Source organism: Flavobacterium aeripolare, from assembly GCF_013294025.1.
Taxonomy (GTDB): domain Bacteria; phylum Bacteroidota; class Bacteroidia; order Flavobacteriales; family Flavobacteriaceae; genus Flavobacterium.
This window is the reverse complement of sequence record NZ_JABSNL010000005.1, coordinates 225,768-244,617: the sequence shown is the minus strand read 5'-3', so window position 1 is coordinate 244,617 and position 18,850 is coordinate 225,768. Positions and strand designations below refer to the sequence as shown.

General features: G+C 33.3%; 18 protein-coding genes. 3 read left to right on the top strand and 15 right to left on the bottom strand.

Translation table 11 applies throughout. The features are described from left to right. Positions 1–625 precede the first annotated feature (625 nt). The 8 genes from fabV to HNQ00_RS08185 form a co-directional block, all read right to left on the bottom strand. Positions 626–1,813: an enoyl-ACP reductase FabV gene (gene fabV, locus HNQ00_RS08220; protein WP_173837847.1), complete on the bottom strand. Its 1,188-nt coding sequence runs from the start codon at positions 1,811–1,813 to the stop codon at positions 626–628. Positions 1,814–1,904: 91 nt separating this feature from the next. Continuing rightward, positions 1,905–3,557, bottom strand: coding sequence for a DNA repair protein RecN (gene recN / locus HNQ00_RS08215; RefSeq protein ID WP_173837846.1), 1,653 nt, complete (start codon positions 3,555–3,557; stop codon positions 1,905–1,907). A 47-nt stretch (positions 3,558–3,604) separates the two neighbouring features. Then, positions 3,605–4,489: a type IX secretion system protein PorD gene (gene porD / locus HNQ00_RS08210; RefSeq protein WP_173837845.1), complete on the bottom strand. Its 885-nt coding sequence runs from the start codon at positions 4,487–4,489 to the stop codon at positions 3,605–3,607. Further along, complete coding sequence (gene coaBC, locus HNQ00_RS08205; protein ID WP_173837844.1) at positions 4,482–5,693, bottom strand: bifunctional phosphopantothenoylcysteine decarboxylase/phosphopantothenate--cysteine ligase CoaBC; 1,212 nt, start codon at positions 5,691–5,693, stop codon at positions 4,482–4,484. Before coaBC ends, porD begins: the two co-directional genes overlap by 8 nt. Before the next feature lie 6 nt (positions 5,694–5,699). Further along, positions 5,700–6,017 (bottom strand): DNA-directed RNA polymerase subunit omega, encoded by a 318-nt coding sequence (locus HNQ00_RS08200; RefSeq protein WP_026709525.1) that lies wholly within the window; start codon positions 6,015–6,017, stop codon positions 5,700–5,702. 4 nt (positions 6,018–6,021) lie between these two features. After that, positions 6,022–6,819, bottom strand: coding sequence for an outer membrane protein assembly factor BamD (locus HNQ00_RS08195; RefSeq protein WP_173837843.1), 798 nt, complete (start codon positions 6,817–6,819; stop codon positions 6,022–6,024). A 135-nt stretch (positions 6,820–6,954) separates the two neighbouring features. Continuing rightward, on the bottom strand, positions 6,955–7,836 hold the full coding sequence (gene dapA / locus HNQ00_RS08190; protein ID WP_173837842.1) for a 4-hydroxy-tetrahydrodipicolinate synthase: 882 nt from the start codon (positions 7,834–7,836) through the stop codon (positions 6,955–6,957). 6 nt (positions 7,837–7,842) lie between these two features. Continuing rightward, the gene (locus tag HNQ00_RS08185) at positions 7,843–8,355 is read right to left on the bottom strand and encodes a DUF6913 domain-containing protein (RefSeq protein WP_173837841.1); all 513 of its coding nucleotides are present in this window, start codon (positions 8,353–8,355) and stop codon (positions 7,843–7,845) included. Between the two features lie 137 nt (positions 8,356–8,492). Here HNQ00_RS08185 and HNQ00_RS08180 point away from each other — a divergent pair, with 137 nt between their 5' ends. Both HNQ00_RS08180 and HNQ00_RS08175 read left to right on the top strand, forming a co-directional pair. Beyond that, positions 8,493–9,200 (top strand): 5'-nucleotidase C-terminal domain-containing protein, encoded by a 708-nt coding sequence (locus HNQ00_RS08180; RefSeq protein WP_371739010.1) that lies wholly within the window; start codon positions 8,493–8,495, stop codon positions 9,198–9,200. A gap of 120 nt (positions 9,201–9,320) precedes the next feature. Continuing rightward, positions 9,321–10,232 carry a bifunctional metallophosphatase/5'-nucleotidase gene (locus HNQ00_RS08175; RefSeq protein ID WP_173837839.1) on the top strand — a complete coding sequence of 304 codons (912 nt, stop codon included), beginning with the start codon at positions 9,321–9,323 and terminating at the stop codon, positions 10,230–10,232. Here the strand turns inward: HNQ00_RS08175 and HNQ00_RS08170 are convergent. From HNQ00_RS08170 to rpsF, 7 genes are all read right to left on the bottom strand, one after another. Next, entirely contained in the window at positions 10,218–10,910 is a 693-nt protein-coding gene (locus tag HNQ00_RS08170) for a lysoplasmalogenase family protein (RefSeq protein WP_173837838.1), read from the bottom strand. The two genes, HNQ00_RS08175 and HNQ00_RS08170, sit on opposite strands and share 15 nt — an antisense overlap. Continuing rightward, entirely contained in the window at positions 10,903–12,906 is a 2,004-nt protein-coding gene (gene ligA / locus HNQ00_RS08165) for an NAD-dependent DNA ligase LigA (RefSeq protein ID WP_173837837.1), read from the bottom strand. Before ligA ends, HNQ00_RS08170 begins: the two co-directional genes overlap by 8 nt. Before the next feature lie 74 nt (positions 12,907–12,980). Further along, positions 12,981–13,454: a DUF6495 family protein gene (locus HNQ00_RS08160; protein ID WP_173837836.1), complete on the bottom strand. Its 474-nt coding sequence runs from the start codon at positions 13,452–13,454 to the stop codon at positions 12,981–12,983. A gap of 108 nt (positions 13,455–13,562) precedes the next feature. Continuing rightward, entirely contained in the window at positions 13,563–16,745 is a 3,183-nt protein-coding gene (locus tag HNQ00_RS08155; RefSeq protein ID WP_173837835.1) for a TonB-dependent receptor, read from the bottom strand. Positions 16,746–16,841: 96 nt separating this feature from the next. Further along, positions 16,842–17,279 carry a 50S ribosomal protein L9 gene (gene rplI / locus HNQ00_RS08150; RefSeq protein ID WP_026709515.1) on the bottom strand — a complete coding sequence of 146 codons (438 nt, stop codon included), beginning with the start codon at positions 17,277–17,279 and terminating at the stop codon, positions 16,842–16,844. Between the two features lie 66 nt (positions 17,280–17,345). Continuing rightward, positions 17,346–17,642 (bottom strand): 30S ribosomal protein S18, encoded by a 297-nt coding sequence (rpsR, locus tag HNQ00_RS08145; protein ID WP_026709514.1) that lies wholly within the window; start codon positions 17,640–17,642, stop codon positions 17,346–17,348. A 5-nt stretch (positions 17,643–17,647) separates the two neighbouring features. Next, positions 17,648–17,989, bottom strand: coding sequence for a 30S ribosomal protein S6 (rpsF, locus tag HNQ00_RS08140; RefSeq protein ID WP_026709513.1), 342 nt, complete (start codon positions 17,987–17,989; stop codon positions 17,648–17,650). Positions 17,990–18,154: 165 nt separating this feature from the next. On the opposite strand from rpsF, the gene HNQ00_RS08135 reads away from it, so the two are divergent. Next, positions 18,155–18,850 (top strand): LytR/AlgR family response regulator transcription factor, encoded by a 696-nt coding sequence (locus HNQ00_RS08135; RefSeq protein WP_173837834.1) that lies wholly within the window; start codon positions 18,155–18,157, stop codon positions 18,848–18,850.

The following is an 18,850-nucleotide window of genomic DNA, read 5'->3' as shown; positions in this document are numbered from 1 at the left end:
TCGTTAGCATGTTAAACATGTTTCTCGAAGCGGGTGCAAAAGTAATAAACTCTTTTAATTACCACAAGCTTTTTTTGAAAATAATTTGAAAATAATTTGAAAATAAATTTTCAACTCTTTTCGGTTTGCTTGCCATCATGTAAAGAACTTATGCGCTGTTGCGGGTGCAAAAGTAGGTAGTTTAAACCAATAAACAATACATTTTAAACCTTTTTTTTAATGTTTTCTTAACTTTAATTTTAAACTATTGAAAACGCATAAGTTACGCACCACTAAATTATCCAATATTAAAAAAACAGGAATACATCCTTGCAAATTATCATCATATGCCAATGCATCTATTTTTACCAGCTACATTCATCTTACCAACTTAATTATAATCTCATCTCTGTATCCCTAACAACAACGAAGAATCCAACAACAATATAAGAATTTGGCAATTTACTTACTTGTCAACATTCAAGCATTTACAATCTTGTGAAGGAACTACCAGAAATACCCATAGATATAAGAGCTATTTAATAAAAAATTACATTTTCACTTACAAAAAAAAAAAAAAACATCTTATAATATATGGATTAACCACATACCATAAGATGCTTTATGACGCGTTCTTCAAAATTTATTATATACTTTCTACAGCTACCATTTCATTAGCTTCTGCTTTATAATCAACTCCATTAAAACCAAATCCAAAAAGGTTATGAAAATCACTTCTGTACCCGTCAAGATCTCCTATCTCAGCTAAGTTTTCAGTCGTCGCCTCTTGCCATAACTTCGCTATTTTTTCTTGTACATCAGGACGCATTTCCCAGTCATCAATACGGATTCTTCCTTTATCATCTGTAGCTATTTCTTTTCCTGAAAATAATCTATCAGCATACAGTCGTTGAATTTGCTCGATACATCCTTCATGAATTCCTTCTTCTTTCATTATCTTATACAGTAATGAAATATACAATGGAATCACTGGGATTGCAGAACTCGCTTGTGTAACCAATGCTTTATTTACAGAAACATAAGCTTTACCTTTAATATCAGCAAGACTATCTGTAATTGTAAAAGCAGTAGCTTCAAGATGATCCTTAGCACGACCAATGGTTCCTTTTCTATATACTGCCTCAGTCAATGATGGCCCAATATAAGAGTAAGCAACTGTTGTAGCTCCTTCAGCTAATAAATTTTCAGCTTTTAGAGCATCCATCCACATGGACCAATCTTCACCGCCCATAACTTTCACAGTATTTTCTATATCATCTCCTTGAGCTGGCTCGATCGAAATTTCAGAAACTTTTCCTGAGTGAAAATCTACAGTCTTATTAGTAAACTTATCTCCAATAGGTTTCAATGTAGAACGGTGTAAGACTCCAGTTTTAGGATCCATACGCACTGGAGACGCTAGACTATAAATTACTAAATCAATTTGACCAAGATCAGCTTTGATCATGTCAATTACCTGTTTTTTTACTTCATCAGAAAAAGCATCTCCATTGATACTTTTAGCATACAATCCCGCTTTATGGGCTTCTTTTTCAAAAGCTGCAGAATTATACCAACCTGGAGAAGCTGTTTTTCCCTCACTTGGTGGTTTTTCAAAAAACACTCCAATAGTTGAAGCATTTGAACCAAACGCACTTGAAATTCTAGAAGCCAAACCAAAACCTGTTGATGCACCAATAACAAGTACTTTTTTAGCTCCGTTTATTACCCCTTTTGACTTAATGTATTCAATTTGATTTTTGACATTTTGTTCACATCCATCTGGGTGGGCTGTTAAACAAATAAATCCTCTCATTCTAGGTTCTATAATCATTTTGTATCTTTTATTCAGTAAATTTTATTTTTTATCTCGCTCGTAGGGCAAGTCAAACTATTTTGTATTGTAACAAATATAATCCAAAATTCTAGTTCAGCAAGGCTTTAGCATGATTTAGCGCCGAATCTGAAACAACGGTTCCAGATAACATTTGTGCTATTTCAACAATACGTTCTTCATTAGACAATAATTTCAACTCAGATTGCGTATCATCACCTACCGTAGATTTGAATACTTTGAAGTGCACATTTCCTTTTGCTGCGATTTGCGGAAGATGTGTAATTGCAAATATTTGCATTGTTTTACTCATATCTTTCATAATTTCCCCCATCTTAATAGCAATTTCTCCAGAGACACCCGTATCTATCTCGTCAAAAATAAGTGTTGGTAATTTAGAATAATCAGCAAGAATTGCTTTAACAGCAAGCATAATACGCGACATTTCCCCACCAGAAGCTACTTTTCGAAGTAAACCAAAATCAGTTCCTTTATTTGCCGCAAATAGAAACTGTAATTCATCTTTTCCATTAGGCAGATAAGCTTCAGAAGGAATCAGCTGAATATCAAATCGCACATTTGGCATTCCTAAAGTATCTAAAATTGTAATAAGCTTGTCTGATAATAACGGAATAGCCACAATTCTATTATCATAAATAGTAGTAGCTATTTCATCCAGCGTTACCGCTCTATCTTTTATTGCAAGGGTTAGTTTATCAATATCTGATTTTAAATTACTCAATTCAGAAATCGATTGCTCTAAACTTGTTTGGATTTCGATTAATCCGTCAACAGTATCAACCTGATGCTTTTTCTGCAAATTATATATCAATTGCAATTTTTGATTAATGAGTTCCAATTGCTCTGGATCATTAATCAGTTTATCTGAACAACGGTCTAACTCTTCTGTAACATCATCAAACTCTATCACAAGACTAGAAATACGTTCTAACAGTGAACCATAATCAGGGGCATAGCCGCCAATTTTTTGCAATGTCGTTTTAATCTCTTTTAAATTATGCATCACTCCTATTTGCTCTTCATTTGCAATAGCAAGTGACCTATCTAGAGATTCTTTAATAATTTCAACGTTGTTTAATTTCTCAAATTCTTCTTCCAGAATTTCTTGTTCTCCAGATTTAAGATTGGCCTCTACAAGTTCATTCCATAAAAATGTTTGATACTCTTGCTCTTTAATCGCCTCAGACTGTCTTTTAAGTAACACATTAAGTTTGCTTTTATCAGACTTATACAAACTAAGAGCTGTTTGAAATAAATGAATAGGTTCTTGATTTTTAGCGATAGCATCAATAATATCAAATTGCACCGTTTCATCAGATAATTCTCTAGTTTGCTGCTGCGAGTGAATATCTATTAAAAACAAAGATAGCTCTTGCAAAAGTTGTAAGTTCACAGGACTATCGTTAATAAAAGCACGAGACTTACCCGAAGGTAAAATTTCACGTCTTATAATAGTATCATTTTCATAATCGATATCATTTTCTTTAAAAAACGATTTCAGCTTATACTTAGAAATATCAAAGTGCGCTTCAATAACACATTTTTCCTCTTTATTCTTCAATGAAGAAAGATCTGCTCTTTTTCCTTGAATCAATCCAAGTGCGCCTAAGATAATTGATTTCCCAGCACCTGTTTCACCGGTAATAATAGAAAATCCTTTTGAAAAATCAATACTTAACTTTTCAATTAAGGCGTAATTTTTTATAGATAATGAAGTAATCATTTAACTGTATTTGAAGTAATAAATTAATGTGATAAAACTACGAGTTCTTAAAATTTAAACGTCGCCCACTTTGTAGCATTTAATGGCGATACTCTGTTTAAATTATCTGTTAGATCAGCAATATTAACTGAGGGTCCTCCTGAAAAAACAGAAACAATCTCATCAGATTTAGCATCAAAGAAAATACGAGTCAAAAAAGCATTAGGCTTAACTGAATTCAATGTTCCTAAATTAGACAAAGACGATTTTATTTTCTCTTTAGAACCTTTTATATCTATTGTCATTTTATCTAAAGCACTATGATATTCAAAATTTGTCTTTCTAATTGCATCGTATGTTGGAGAAAGCAAATCATTAATCAAAAAGAATCTGTTGTCGTTACCATCAAGTTGACTCCAACCCTTAGCCCCTCCTTGTTGTGCAATTGTGGCAATATTTTGAGCTGTCTGCAAATTAGCATTTCCACCTTGTAATGTAAAAGAATCTCCATCCATCCCTAAAATCATATAACTATAAAAAGATAGTAAAGAAACAAGGTTTGTGGTGTAGGTGTTTTGATTAAAAATAAGATTTTCGAACTCAACATAGCTAAACGAAAAACTCTTATCATTGTAATTTAAAATAGGCGATTCATATGATGAATTAAATATAGGTCTTGAAGATTGCAATTGCATAGTCGCATTAAATTGGTCAGAACTTCCTGAAATAACAGTAATATACATGGAGCAATTAATTTTCTCTGCTTGCTTTAAACCTTGACCAGTCCAGTCAGTTTTATTCATAAAATCAGCAATGGCAGTTTCTAAAGTTTTAAAAACTTGCTTATTTGTACTATTAACCCTTTGTGAATTTACCGTCACGGTACAATTTAATTGCTGACCATAAAATTGACCAACAAAAAACAACATTAATAATACAAGTAATTTATTCATTTATATAAGCTATAACTTTGTTTAAAATATCGACGGCGACTGCTTCCTTAGATTTTAACTGCATGGGCTCAATGTTAAAATCCTTATCTATAAATGTAACTTTATTTGTTGGATTTCCAAAACCAGCACCATGATCTTGCAGCGAATTAAGAACTATCAAATCTAAGTTTTTTTTCTGAATTTTCCCCTTAGCATTCTCAATTTCATTTTCAGTTTCTAATGCAAAACCTATTAAAAATTGTTTTTGTTTAATGTCACCAAGGGAAGATAAGATATCTTTTGTCTTTTCTAGTTCGACAATAAAATTATCTGGCGCTTTCTTAATCTTTTGAGTTGCTACTGTTTTAGGGCGATAATCAGCAACAGCTGCGGCTGCAATTGCAACATCAACACTCTTGAAATATAAATGACAAGCATCGTACATCTCTTGAGCAGTTGTAACATTAATAACTTTTATATTCGAATATTTTGCAGTAAAACGAGTAGGACCCGCTATTAAAATTACTTTGGCACCAAGTTCAGCAGCACAATTTGCAATATCAAAACCCATTTTCCCGGAAGAATGATTCCCTATAAAACGTACAGGATCAATAGCCTCATAAGTAGGGCCAGCCGTAATTAGAATTTTAGTATCTTTTAATGGTAATTTATTTTCTAAATCTCCTTCAAGAAAAGCGATTATATTTTCAGGCTCAGCCATACGCCCTTCACCAGAAAGTCCGCTAGCTAGTTCGCCACTTTCAGCAGGTATAATGGTGTTACCAAATTGCTTTAAAGCGTTAAAACTGGAAACTGTGGAAGGATGCTTGTACATATCTAAGTCCATCGCTGGTGCAAAGTACACAGGGCATTTTGCTGACAAATAAGTAGCAATCAATAAATTATCGCAGTTACCGGTTGCCATTTTTGACAATGTATTTGCAGTAGCAGGCGCTACTACCATAATATCAGCCCAGAGACCTAAATCAACATGATTGTTCCATTGTGCATTTTCATCGTCTTCATTATAAAAACTAGAGTACACAGGATTTTTAGATAAGGTAGATAAGGTAAGTGGAGTGACAAAATCCTTAGAAGCAGGTGTCATTATCACTTGGACATGTGCACCTGCTTTTATAAAAAGTCTCACTAATGATGCCGTTTTATAGGCGGCAATTCCACCAGAAATTCCTAGTAAAACTTTTTTTCCGCTTAAAACTGACATAGTGTATTATTTATTTGAATCTCTGTGATAGATTTTTCCGTCTAACCATTCTTGAACTGCTAATGCATGTGGCTTAGGCAACTTCTCATAGAATTTTGAAACTTCGATTTGCTCTTTGTTTTCAAAAACTTCTTCAAGACTGTCATTATATGTAGCAAATTCCTCTAATTTCTCAGTCAATTCTTTTTTAATTTCAGAATTGATTTGGTTTGCTCTTTTAGCCATAATGGTTATTGCTTCATACACATTCCCAGTAGGTTCTTCAATAACAGTTTTATTGTATGTTATTGTATTTACTGGAGCATTCGTCTTTTTTAAATCCATGACTTTATTTATTTGTAAATTTTTGTAAATCTTCTTCCACTTTGACTAACATCTTGTCAGCCTTCTCTTTATATTTTGTATCTGCTTTAAACTTAACTAAACCAGCATATGCTGTTTTAGCAGCTTGTAATCTCTCTTCCTTCTTACTTTCAACACTATTAATACCTAATTGGTATGCAGAATCGAATTTGTAGTACAACGCATCTTCTTTAAATTTTGTCCCTGGATAATCACCTACAAAATTATCTAATGCTACTAATGCTGATTTAAAATCAGAAATTGTATTGTATCCTTTAGCGTTTTCATATACTTTCTGTTCAATTTTCTCAGCTAATACTTGCAAAGAAGCATTTGCTTCATTCATGTATTCTGAATTAGGATAGGTATCTATAAAAGCTTGTAATTTATCAATTGCTTTAAACGTATCTGTTTGATCTAAACTGTAAACAGGAGACAAATGAGAATAACTTTTAGCACCTAAATAAGCAGCTTCTTGTACTTTCTCACTTCTTGGGTAACTAGAAACAAAACTCTCAAATTGATATCCCGCTAAGTTAAATTGTTCTGTTTTATAGTAAGACTGAGCAAACATATAAAATAACTTTTCAGCTTGTGGCTTTCCTCTATATGCTGGAGCTATTTGCTCAAAAAGACGTATTGCCTTAGTATATTTTCCTTCATCGTACATCTTTGTACCCATAGAAAATTTTGCTGCAACATCCTCTTTTTTAAGGGCTTTCTGGTACTCATTACAAGAAGTAAAAACCGCTACAAGAAGCAATAGAGATAAGATTTTTTTCATTTTTTTGTTTTTTTTATCCATGATTTACTAGTAAGTCATGAAAAACCTAACCGAAGTTTCAGTGGGCAAATTTAGTTATTAATTTAGCTACTACAAAATATTTCTTTATATAAAAAAATACTGAAAATATAAGGCTTATTTAGCGATATTATCAATAAATTCAGCGATACGATTAGCTAGAGATTCATCTACTCCTACAAGTGGTAATCGTACAAATGGGTCAGCAATTCCTAATGCATCAAATACTTGCTTGATTCCAGCAGGATTACCTTGTTCAAAAATCATATCAATGCTATCAGCTAATAGGTAATGTAGCTTATAAGCCTCATTTACTTTTCTATTAAGCCCCAAACGAATCATTTCTGAAAACTCTTTAGGAAAACCTTGACCAATAACTGAAATCACACCAGCCCCACCAGCTAAAACGATAGGTAGTGCAATCATATCATCTCCAGAAATTACTAAGAAATCTTCAGGTTTGTCTTTGATGATTTGCATGGCTTGCACCAAATCTCCCGCGGCTTCTTTAATAGCAACGATATTCTCAAAATCATTAGCAAGACGTAATACGGTCTTTGGTAACATATTACTAGAAGTTCTACCCGGAACATTGTAAATAATCACAGGAATAGGAGATGCTTCAGATACGGCTTTAAAGTGCTGGTAAATCCCCTCTTGTGTTGGTTTATTATAAAAAGGCGAAACAGATAAAATTGCAGCAAATGCTGAAAAATCTCTCGTTTTTAATTCTGATACAATTCTTCTAGTATCATTTCCACCTACACCTAGAACTAGCGGTAGGCGTCCCTTATTTGCCGCTACGACTGTTGCAATTACTAATTCTTTTTCTTCTTGATCAAGTGTTGCATTCTCTGCTGTTGTACCTAATACTACAAGATATTCAATTCCGCCATCTACACAAAAATTAACTATTCTAGTTAATGCTTCTACATCGATTGAAAAATCTCCTTTAAATGGGGTTACTAGAGCAACACCAGTTCCTATTAATGATTGCATGTTAAATTATATTTTGTTTAATATTTTTAAATACTTGAAAACCTCCTGAATAAAAACAGTAACTTCAGATAGTTTGCTTTGAATAATTAAGTCATTGTACCGTTTATCGATTGCTGCAAAACCCACTTTGAAATGTGCCTTTGAGTGAAAAGTTGCTGCCAGCAAAATCCCTCTGTCTAGCTCATAATAGCTAATTAGCAAATCGAATTTTTTATTTAAAAAATCACTAGCCATTATTCCATTCACTTGTGCGTTCCAGCCCAAATCAGCATGCTTAATAACTGGATAAGTAGCTGCCTTAGTTTGTTTATCATTAAAAACAAGTATCGCTATCGCATCCCTAGGTATTCCATTCTTAACAATGGCGTTAATGAGTTTATCTGTCTCTAAAAAATAACTTTGATCGACTATTATACCCACTGTTTTTACAGATTGTTCACTAGTCGAGTGCTTTACGTTATGTAAATTATTATTTAATATTCTTTTTACACAAAAATCTTTTATAACACTCAAAAACATACTATTTTTACTCGCTTACAAAATTAATTAATTAAGTCACATTATAAATGGTAAATCTAAAAAAGTATAACGATGTTTTAAAACTTTTTGTTATATTCTTAACATTTTTTTTAATTTCTTCGTGTAGCAAAAACGTTTTGCATTTAAATACGATAAAAGGAAAACAACTTCCAGTAACCGAAAATGCCTTAACGCCAGCTACTAACGCATTGTCACAAGAGATTGAAAATTATATCACGCCTTATCGCGATCGCATCAATAATGACTTAGACAGTGTTCTTGCTATTTGCCCTATTACACTGGATAAAAAAGCAGTCAATATGCAATCTACTATTGGTAATATGATGGCTGATGTTGTACTGCAATTTGGTACAGCCGTTTTTGAAAAAAGAGAAAACAAACAAATTGATATTTGTTTATTAAACAGCGGCGGAATTCGTGCTATTTTACCAAAAGGCAATGTCACTTCAAGAAATGGTTTTGAAATTATGCCCTTTGAAAATAGCTTAGTAGTTATCGCTTTGAGAGGAGTACAAATTCAAGAACTTATTTCTTATTTCATCTCTGAGAAGTCAGCTCATCCTCTATCTGGGCTAACATTTACAATTAAAAAAGACAAAACTGCTGCTAATATATTAGTTCAAGGGCAACCACTAGTTCTAGATAAGCTATACTATGTAGGTACAAATGACTACTTAGCAAATGGTGGTGACAATATGAATTTCTTTAAAAAGGGAGAACACACATACGATCTAGATTATAAATTAAGAAATATTTTAATTGACTATTTCAAGTCGGTTTCCATTGTTACTGCAAAGCAAGACAATAGAATCATCGTAGAATAAAAACATTAAAATTGAGCACTTTCGCATAGCCCTGATAGTAGTGAAAATCCTTTTTTATAGCTTTTTAGCTTTAAAAAAGATTGTAGCGGATAGCAGGAAATAGCTCCAAAAAAATCAAAAATGAAGAGAAGAGATTTTATCGAAAAAACTGCTGCTAGTACAGCAATATTAGGATTGGGATTGTCATTAAGCAGTTTTAAAGCAGATGATGTAAAGCAAATCACGATTTTACATACTAACGATGTTCACAGCCATATTGACCCATTTCCCGCTGACGATCCTCGTAACCCCAATATGGGAGGAGTTGCTAGAAGAGCGGCCTTAATCGAAACTATTAGGCAAGATGCAAAAAATGTGCTACTTCTTGATGCTGGGGATATTTTTCAAGGAACTCCGTACTTTAACTATTATGGTGGTGAACTTGAATTTAAGTTAATGAGTATCATGAAATATGATTTGTCTACGATAGGTAATCACGATTTTGACAATGGTATATCCGGTTTATATGCTCAAATGCCACATGCTACCTTTGATTTTATCTCGGCTAATTATGATTTTAAAAATACCATGATGAACGGCCTTGTAAAGCCATACAAAATCTTCATGAAAAATGGGATTAAAGTGGGCGTTTTTGGTTTAGGAGTAAAACTTGACGGACTTGTAGATAAAAAAATGTACGGGGAAACAGTGTACAACGATCCTGTTGAAGTGAGTCAAGATATGGTTCGTATTTTAAAGCACGAGCAAAAATGCGACTTAGTAATTTGCCTTTCTCATTTAGGATATGATTATAAGAATGATCCAGAAATGATTAGTGATTTAAACCTAGCTGCCTTAACGCAAGACATTGATTTGATCATAGGTGGTCATACCCACACCTTTCTTGACAAACCTACTGTTGTAAAAAACCTTGCAGGAAATGATGTTTTAGTCAATCAAGTGGGTTGCTACGGAATTAATTTAGGTCGGATAGATTTCTTTTTTGACACCAATAAAAATAAGGTAAGTTCTGGAAAATCAATAATTGTCTAAAGAATCTTCTAGCCTTTTATGACCTAAAAATAAGTTTAGTAGAAAATAATAAGAGAATACTTGTGTAGTTATTTGGATGAAATTAAATAACGAGAAAGATAAATAAAATTTATTGATAATATAAAAGGCATCTGAAAACACAAAAAACATAGTAAGCATAAGTAAATTCACGCTAACTTCATCGGGTTTGCGATTGTATTCTAAAATAGCCGTACAGATTAAAATTGCTAATATTAAACTGTAAAATATTAAAATATAAGGATTTGTCTCTAGGGCATCAAAGTTTAAATTTAGTATAAAATACGATAGCGAGGTCAGGCAAGTAACCGTAAGTGCTGTAATAAATACATTTTGTTTTTGCTGTAGGTTCTTTTTAATAAATTCTGGAAATAGATAGTAAAGTAAGAACAAGTACCCTATAAGAAAACAGAGTACTTGTCCCGTTTCATAATTATCCGGACTTATCAATCGGTAGGTATCTCCTAAAAAGCAGCTTGCAAAAATAGCTGCTTTTAAGAAGGATATTTTCCAGTTTGAATGCTGCAAATAAACCAATAGAATTGTAGGTACAACAAAGGCTTTTGACCACGTCATACCTTCCATATTATCAACAGTATTAAAATAAATTGTTGACAGACAGAAAAAGACATAAGCGGCTTTAGCAATAATTTTAGGCATTATTTAATATTTGTGTAAAATCATTTTCTGAAAGAATTGTAATTTTTAATTTATTTGCTTTTTCTAATTTTGCCGGCCCCATATTGTCGCCTGCAATAACATAATCAGTTTTTGAAGTAATTGAACTCCCCACTTTACCGCCGTTGTCTTCGATCGCTTTTTTCAATTCATCCCTTGAATACACTTCAAAGACACCTGACACGACAAACACTTTACCGGCTAACTTTGTAGTAGCATTAGGGTTTATTGTCTCAATAGTTTCAAATTGTACTCCATGCATTTTAAGCTGATTGATAATTTGAATATTAGCTTCATTTTTAAAAAAGTCAACAACACTCTGGGCAATCCTCTCTCCTATTTCATCTACTAAGACCAACTCTACAACTGTAGCGTCTTGTAAAGCGGTAATTGTTTTATAATGCTTAGCTAATTTCTTAGCAACAGTTTCACCCACAAACCTAATTCCTAAAGCATATAAAACTCTCTCAAACGGAATGTCTTTTGACTGCTTTACTCCTTTCACTAGATTTTCGGAAGATTTTTGTGCCATTCTTTCTAGGGGAAGAATTTGCTCTACTGTGAGTTCATAAAGGTCAGCATAATTATGTACTAAATCACTAGCATATAATAACGCTACTGTTTCGCCTCCTAAACCTTCAATATCCATCGCTTTACGCGAAATAAAATGCTGAATACGTCCCACTATTTGTGGTGGACAACCGTAATAGTTAGGGCAATAATGGTTTGCTTCTCCTTCACCACGAATCAGTTCTGTAGCACATTCTGGACAGTGAGTAATGTATTGCGTAGGAACAGTATCCTCTGGACGGTTAGCTAAATCTACCGCAATTATTTTAGGAATTATCTCCCCACCTTTTTCAACAAAAACGGTGTCCCCTACCCTAATATCTAATTTGGCAATTTGGTCAGCATTGTGTAACGAAGCACGCTTAACAACCGTTCCTGCTAACTGTACCGGCTCTAGATTTGCCACCGGAGTAATCGCTCCTGTACGACCTACTTGATAGCTGATACTATTTAATTTTGTAGCAACTTGCTCTGATTTAAATTTATATGCGATTGCCCATCTTGGTGCCTTCGCGGTATAACCTAATTCTTCCTGATAACGGAACGAATTGACCTTGATTACCACACCGTCTGTTTCATAGGGCAATTCATGACGATGCAAGTCCCAGTACGCTATAAAATCAAATACCTCCTGCATGTTATTAGCTAAAGTAGCTTCTTTTGGTACTTTGAATCCCCAATTTCTCGCCGTCTCTAAGCCCTCATATTGCGATGAAAACGGGAGATTGTTCCCAATTAAAAAATACAATAAACAATCTAAAGGACGTTTTGCTACCTCGGCACTATCTTGTAATTTTAAACTACCAGATGCGGTATTTCTAGGGTTAGCATACGGTGTCTCTCCAATTTCGATTAACTCTTGATTCATTTTCTCAAAACCAGCAAATGGAAGCACGATTTCTCCTCTAATATCAAAGCGTTCTGGGTAATTACCTTGAAGCTGCAAAGGAATGGAACGAATTGTTTTAATATTATTAGTTACATTATCTCCTTGAAAACCATCTCCACGAGTAACAGCACGTACAAGTGATCCATTCTCATAAGTTATACTAATAGAAGCACCGTCATACTTAAGTTCGCAGGTGTAAGACAAAGAAACATCACCCAATACTTTTTGCACTCTACTTTCCCATTCGACTAGATCCTCCTTTGAATAAGAATTATCCAGCGAATACATGCGATAATCATGAGGAACTGTTTCAAAATTTTTAGTAATACTACCACCTACTCTTTGTGTAGGCGAGTTAATGTCAAAATACTCTGGATGTTGATGCTCTAAATCCTGAAGCTGTTTTAATTTCATATCAAAATCAAAATCAGATATTTCAGCACTATCTAAAACATAGTAATTATAATTGTGACGGTTTAACTCTTGTCTTAAAGATTCTATTAATTGCGCGGTATCCATAAATAAAAAATTGGCTATGATAGTATTCAAATTTGAGTACTAAAATAGCCAATTAAATTTTAAAAAAGGTACAATTAAGATTCTATAATTGTATTAATTTGCTTGTATAATTGCCCGTCACTTAGGAAAGCTCCTTGTTGAATCAAAGCAAAAAGCGACGTATTTCTTTCGTCAGTAAACTCTTTTTTGCCTGTTTTCATTTCGATAGTATCTGTAAACATATTATCACTAAGCCATTGCAATCCCTCCTTAGTTAAAAAATCCACTTCAGGTACAAGCGATTTTAAAACAATAGAGTGAACGTGCGTATCAAAACTTTGAAATAAGAAAATGTGATTTTTAGAAAAGTGCTCTAAATATTCTGCTCGAGACAAAACACCTTCCCAAATTAAATCAGAAAACACGTCTAATTCTTGCTCAGCAACTTCAGGTTTATCGGCTTTTATTTTATCCCATTCAGCCTTATCGATCGCTTGTGTGGCTAAAAAGTTTGTAAATTCTTGGGTTAACTCTTCAAACTGCTCTTTAGTTAATCTACTATATTTCATTTACTTTATTCAATTAAAATTTGTCTTAGAATTTGCAAATTTAAAATTTAAAAACAGAAAAGCCCTCTTTTACAAGAAGGCTTTTCAAATTTAATTTATTTTCAAAAATTAGAAAATATATCTAATACCGAATTGTGCTTGCCATCTTGACAATAAACTAGCATCATAATTAAAAGTCTTAGTTTGTGTACCGTCAAAAGTATATGTTGGTACATTTGCAGCATCGACAGAAACACCAATTGGTTGTCTACTTGTTTCAACTTGAACTAATCCCCAATCAGAATTCAATAAATTTCCAATATTCAACACATCAATACTAAACTGAATTGTATTTGTTTTCTCAGAACTAGAAGAAGGCTTAAAATTATAATCTTGCATGAATTTCATATCCCATTTACCTCTCCATGGAGCTACAGCACCATAACGTTCAGCATATTGACCTCTTCTTCCACTTAAATACTTGTCTTGATCAATAAACTTGTCAAACGCTGCACCTTGATCAGCAGCTGAGAAATTCATAGTTGAGATTTCTGCCTTAGTAGGAATGTAAATTAAGTCATTTGTACTAGATCCATCATTGTTGATGTCTCCACCATAAATATAGTTGTAACGACCTCCTTGAGCGTACTCAAAAAATGTAGAAACAGCAGTTGACCACTGATTGTTTGCTCCATATTTCCAACTCTTAGATGCAACCCCAATGAATCGGTGCGTATCTCCATATTTAGAATTAGCTAAAACTGCGTTATTAACATTACCAACTGCTGGATTAAATGCAAATGCATCTCCTGTAATTTCAGCTTCAATAGAGTTGACATCTTTTGAAACTAAATAATTGTATGCTAAACTAGCAAATAAACCATCGTCAAAAGTTTTTTGAACTTTTACAGAAGTATTGAAAACATATCCTTTATTAGAATTTGTCATTACGTAAGCATTATTTGCACCTTTATCAGTTGCTCTATAGATTGCTCTATTATCAGCACCTGCTAATGTAGCTGTAGGGTTAACTAATCCCCAATTTTGAACGTGCACTCCGTTAACATCCTTGTTATAAGAAACATCAAGAGTGGTAATATAATTGTTAGGGAATTTATGATCAAGACCTAAACTAGTTCTCCATACTTGTGGCCATTTAAAGTCCTTATCCATGATTTGGAAAAACCCATCATCAGATCCACTAACTTGATTCCCTAACCATACAAATGGTAATTTACCTGTAAATATACCCGTACCTCCACGAAGTTGCGTCGTTCTGTCACCATTAACATCCCAGTTAAAACCTAATCTAGGAGCCCAAAGCAATTTGTTACTAGGTAGTGTTGTAGAAATTAACTGCTCATTAGCTTTAGTTTGTGGATTGTAATATAAAATACTATTATCTCTAGAAGCTCCGTTCTCAGTGTCAATATATTTTTGAATTAAATCTGAAGTATTGAAATAAAGTGGCTTATCAACTCTTAACCCTAAAGATAATTTAAAATCTTCAGTTACATTCCAGTCATCCTGACCATAAAAAGCCACTTGACCCACGTTAAGTTCTGCTAACTTCCAACCATTATCTTTACCTACACCAAATGAATTTCTAGCTGCAAAAGTATCTTGAGCGTATTTTAAATTTTGCTTAACAAAACTTGTTGCTTCTGGTTGAGCTGCATCTGCTAAAAAAGCATCTACACTAGAATACGAATTAAAAATTCCGTAATAGTTACCTAAAGTACCATATGTTCCAAAATTTTCTAAACCTGTCAAATTAAATGAATTAGCAAACTTGTATTTTTCGAAAGATCCCCCAAAGGTGAATGAATGATTTCCTACCACATAACTCAAGTTATCAGTAATTTGGAAAACCTTTTGATCTAGCGTGTTATTTGTAGAAAATGGCTCATGACCAGCAATAATATAATTAGCACCAGAACCATCTTGTATGTTAATAACAGGCGCTGGAGCAGAGAACGGATTTCTAAAATCATTAAAATGCGTATAACCTGCTTGTAATTTATTAGAAACCTTTTCGCTAATTTTAGAGTTCAATTCAACCAAGAATGAATCTAACTCATTATTTATTTGGTACCCTGAATTTTGAAATTGTAAGATCGATGCATTTGGACCTCTAAAACCTAATGCTGTTGGGTGAGCAGGCTTATCTTTAGACGCATCTAAGAAATTGTAGATAACGGCTAACTTATTGTTATCATTAATATTCCAATCTAATTTTATAATTCCTTTATTCGAATTAGAATTGTGTTTAAATCCTTCGTAAGCTCCAGTATCGTAACCCAGATTTCCTAAAGCAGTACTTACAGCTACAAGGTCAGAGGCTAAAACTCTTGACTCATTGATCCCTACAACGCCATCACCGTTGTTTGCAGTAAAGTTCGATCCAAGGTCGCTTCTTTTTTCTATTTCATAATTTGCAAAAAAGAATAATTTATCTTTAATAATAGGACCTCCAAAGCTGAAACCAGCTTGAGTTTGTTCTAAAGAAGGTACAAATATTTTCTCTCCTTTAATTTTCCCACCTGTTAAGTCTTGGTTTCTAAAGAAAGCATAAGCAGTACCATGAAACTCATTTGTTCCTGATTTAGTCACTGCATTTACAGACGCTCCAGTAAATCCTGATAAGGTAACATCATAAGGTGCTGTAGCAACTTGAATTTGCTCAATAGCATCTAGAGATATAGGTTGAGAACCTGTTTGTCCTCCTGGTGTAGCAGCATCTAATCCAAAAGGATTATTAAATACAGCTCCATTCAACGAATAGCTGTTGTATCTATTATTTCTACCTCCAAACGATCCACCACTAGCAGATGGCTCTAATCTTGTAAAATCTTCTGCAGAACGAGATATTGTAGGTAAACCTGTAATTTCCTTACGCCCTACAGTGGTTTCAGCTCCTGTTCTACCACTACCAAAAACTTTACTTTTTGAACCAGTAATAGTAACTTCATTTAGTTGTTGCCCTTCATCGTTTAAGATAGCATCAATATTAAATGCTTTACCTAATTCTAAATACACTTCATTGTACTCATGAGATTTAAAACCTACATAAGAAACGATAACGCGATAAGGTCCACCCACACGCATGTTAAGCATGTTAAATCTACCTTCTTCGTTTGTCATTGCAGAATACTTTGATCCTGTAGGCACGTGAATAGCTAGCACACTAGCTGCCGGAAGTAACTCCAGATCACTGCTCTTTACTGTACCTTTAATGCTTGAAGTAGTTGTTTGTGCAAGAGATAGTTGCATCCCTAATACTAGAAACAATAAGTTAATAATTTTTTTCATTTGGTTTGTTTTGTGTTATTTAGCGCAAAAGTAGCCAAAAAAAAATCACTCCGAAGAGTGATTTTTATATTTTATTAACAAAATGTTAACTTAAAATTATTCTGCAATAATTTCGTAAGGTAAATCAACAATTACATCTCTATGTAAACGAACAGTAGCTGAATATTTACCAGTACGTTTAACGATACCGCTAGTGATGAATTTTCTATCAATTGATTGACCATTTTTAGCTAACGCGTCAGCGATGTCAATATTCGTGATTGAACCGAATAATTTTTCACCACCAGCTTTTGCTGTAATTTTAATCTCGATAGCTTTTAAGTTTTCAGCTAATGCTTGTGCATCTGCTACAACTTTAGCTTCTTTGTGCGCTCTTTGCTTCAAGTTTTCAGCTAATACTTTCTTTGCAGAAGAAGTAGCTAATTGAGCAAATCCTTGTGGGATTAAAAAGTTACGACCGTATCCGTTTTTCACGTTTACTACGTCATCTTTAAAACCTAAATTTTGAACGTCTTGTTTTAAAATCAATTCCATGTTGTTGTCCTTGTGTTATAGAAGTTAGTCTCGATGGTTATCGAAACAACAACTTTATTTTTAATATTATTTAAGTAAATCGGCCACGTATGGCATTAAAGCTAAGTGACGTGCTCTTTTTACAGCTACAGAAACTTTTCTTTGAAATTTCAATGAAGTTCCAGTTAAACGACGTGGAAGAATTTTTCCTTGTTCGTTAACGAATTTCAATAAGAAATCAGCATCTTTATAATCGATATACTTGATACCTGATTTTTTGAAACGACAGTATTTCTTTTGTTTGTTAGTTTCTATATTTAAAGGAGTAAGATATCTGATATCTCCGTCTTTTTTTCCTGAAGCAGATTGTTGTAATGTTGCCATAATAATTAAGCTTTTTGAGATTTAAGTTTTGCTCTTCTTCTTTCAGCCCAAGAGATAGCATGTTTATCAAGACTTACCGTTAAAAAACGCATAATTCTTTCGTCACGTCTGAATTCAGTTTCAAAAGCGATTAAAACCTCTCCTGATACGTTATATTCGAACAAATGGTAAAATCCAGATTTTTTGTTTTGGATTTCGTAAGCCATTTTTTTAAGACCCCAGTCCTCTTTAGATACAAAAGTAGCACCTCTACTAGTAAGAAAATCTTCAAATTTGCTTACTGTTTCCTTTACCTGAACATCAGATAAAACGGGATTTAAAATGAAAACAGTTTCATAATGATTCATAAAAATTTATTTTATTGTTAATTTGGGTGCAAAAGTAAGCTTTTTTTTTAAACATCCAATATTTTATTAGATATAATCGTTGAACCGCAAAAATAACACTTAAAGCGCTAGTTTTAAGAGAAAATTTATTTTAAATTTACACTGTTAAATATAAATTTCAATATTATGAAGCTAAATTGTGTCGTTGTTGATGATAGTTCCATACAAAGGATGATCATTGCAAAGTTAGTAAATAATCACACAGGGTTAAACCTGGTGGGTGATTTCTCTAATGCAATAGAGGCAAAAGGGTGCATGTCTGTTAATGATGTTGACCTAATCTTTCTTGATATTGAAATGCCCGTAATTAGTGGTTTCGACTTCTTAGATGGATTAAAAATCAAGCCGCAGATTATTTTTATCACTTCAAAAGCTGAATATGCTATGAAAGCGTTTGATTATGATGCGACTGATTATTTACAAAAACCCATCGCGTTAGACCGTTTCAACTCTTCTGTAAAAAGAGCCATGGATATGCACTTGCTTAAACTGGACACTAAAGAGGAAGAGGGTGACCATATATTCATAAAAAGTAATTTGAAAAAATTAAAGATATTTACTTCTAAGATAAAATGGATTGAAGCTTTTGGTGATTATGTTCGTGTAGTAACAGAAGATGATAGCAACCTTGTTCTTTCTACTATGAAATCATTTGAAAGTGAATTATCTAACAAGAAATTTGTACGTGTACACAAATCATATATTATCAATATAGACAAGGTGGAACGTTTCAATAGTAAATTTGCCGAAATTGGACTTACTAAAATTCCATTGAGTAGAAACAAGAAAGAAGACTTAGTTAAAGCACTTTCAGTTTCTTAG

Excerpts from the sequence above, each read along its gene's own strand:
- coaBC (WP_173837844.1), bottom strand. The coding sequence starts at position 5,693 with ATGTCAGTTTTAAGCGGAAAAAAAGTTTTACTAGGAATTTCTGGTGGA.
- HNQ00_RS08195 (WP_173837843.1), bottom strand. The coding sequence starts at position 6,819 with ATGAAAAAAATCTTATCTCTATTGCTTCTTGTAGCGGTTTTTACTTCT.
- HNQ00_RS08170 (WP_173837838.1), bottom strand. The coding sequence starts at position 10,910 with ATGCCTAAAATTATTGCTAAAGCCGCTTATGTCTTTTTCTGTCTGTCA.
- rplI (WP_026709515.1), bottom strand. The coding sequence starts at position 17,279 with ATGGAATTGATTTTAAAACAAGACGTTCAAAATTTAGGTTTTAAAGAT.
- rpsR (WP_026709514.1), bottom strand. The coding sequence starts at position 17,642 with ATGGCAACATTACAACAATCTGCTTCAGGAAAAAAAGACGGAGATATC.
- dapA (WP_173837842.1), bottom strand. The coding sequence starts at position 7,836 with ATGCAATCATTAATAGGAACTGGTGTTGCTCTAGTAACCCCATTTAAA.
- HNQ00_RS08155 (WP_173837835.1), bottom strand. The coding sequence starts at position 16,745 with ATGAAAAAAATTATTAACTTATTGTTTCTAGTATTAGGGATGCAACTA.
- HNQ00_RS08200 (WP_026709525.1), bottom strand. The coding sequence starts at position 6,017 with ATGGATTTAAAAAAGACGAATGCTCCAGTAAATACAATAACATACAAT.
- fabV (WP_173837847.1), bottom strand. The coding sequence starts at position 1,813 with ATGATTATAGAACCTAGAATGAGAGGATTTATTTGTTTAACAGCCCAC.
- HNQ00_RS08185 (WP_173837841.1), bottom strand. The coding sequence starts at position 8,355 with ATGTTTTTGAGTGTTATAAAAGATTTTTGTGTAAAAAGAATATTAAAT.
- HNQ00_RS08160 (WP_173837836.1), bottom strand. The coding sequence starts at position 13,454 with ATGAAATATAGTAGATTAACTAAAGAGCAGTTTGAAGAGTTAACCCAA.
- HNQ00_RS08135 (WP_173837834.1), top strand. The coding sequence starts at position 18,155 with ATGAAGCTAAATTGTGTCGTTGTTGATGATAGTTCCATACAAAGGATG.
- recN (WP_173837846.1), bottom strand. The coding sequence starts at position 3,557 with ATGATTACTTCATTATCTATAAAAAATTACGCCTTAATTGAAAAGTTA.
- rpsF (WP_026709513.1), bottom strand. The coding sequence starts at position 17,989 with ATGAATCATTATGAAACTGTTTTCATTTTAAATCCCGTTTTATCTGAT.
- ligA (WP_173837837.1), bottom strand. The coding sequence starts at position 12,906 with ATGGATACCGCGCAATTAATAGAATCTTTAAGACAAGAGTTAAACCGT.
- porD (WP_173837845.1), bottom strand. The coding sequence starts at position 4,489 with ATGAATAAATTACTTGTATTATTAATGTTGTTTTTTGTTGGTCAATTT.
- HNQ00_RS08175 (WP_173837839.1), top strand. The coding sequence starts at position 9,321 with ATGAAGAGAAGAGATTTTATCGAAAAAACTGCTGCTAGTACAGCAATA.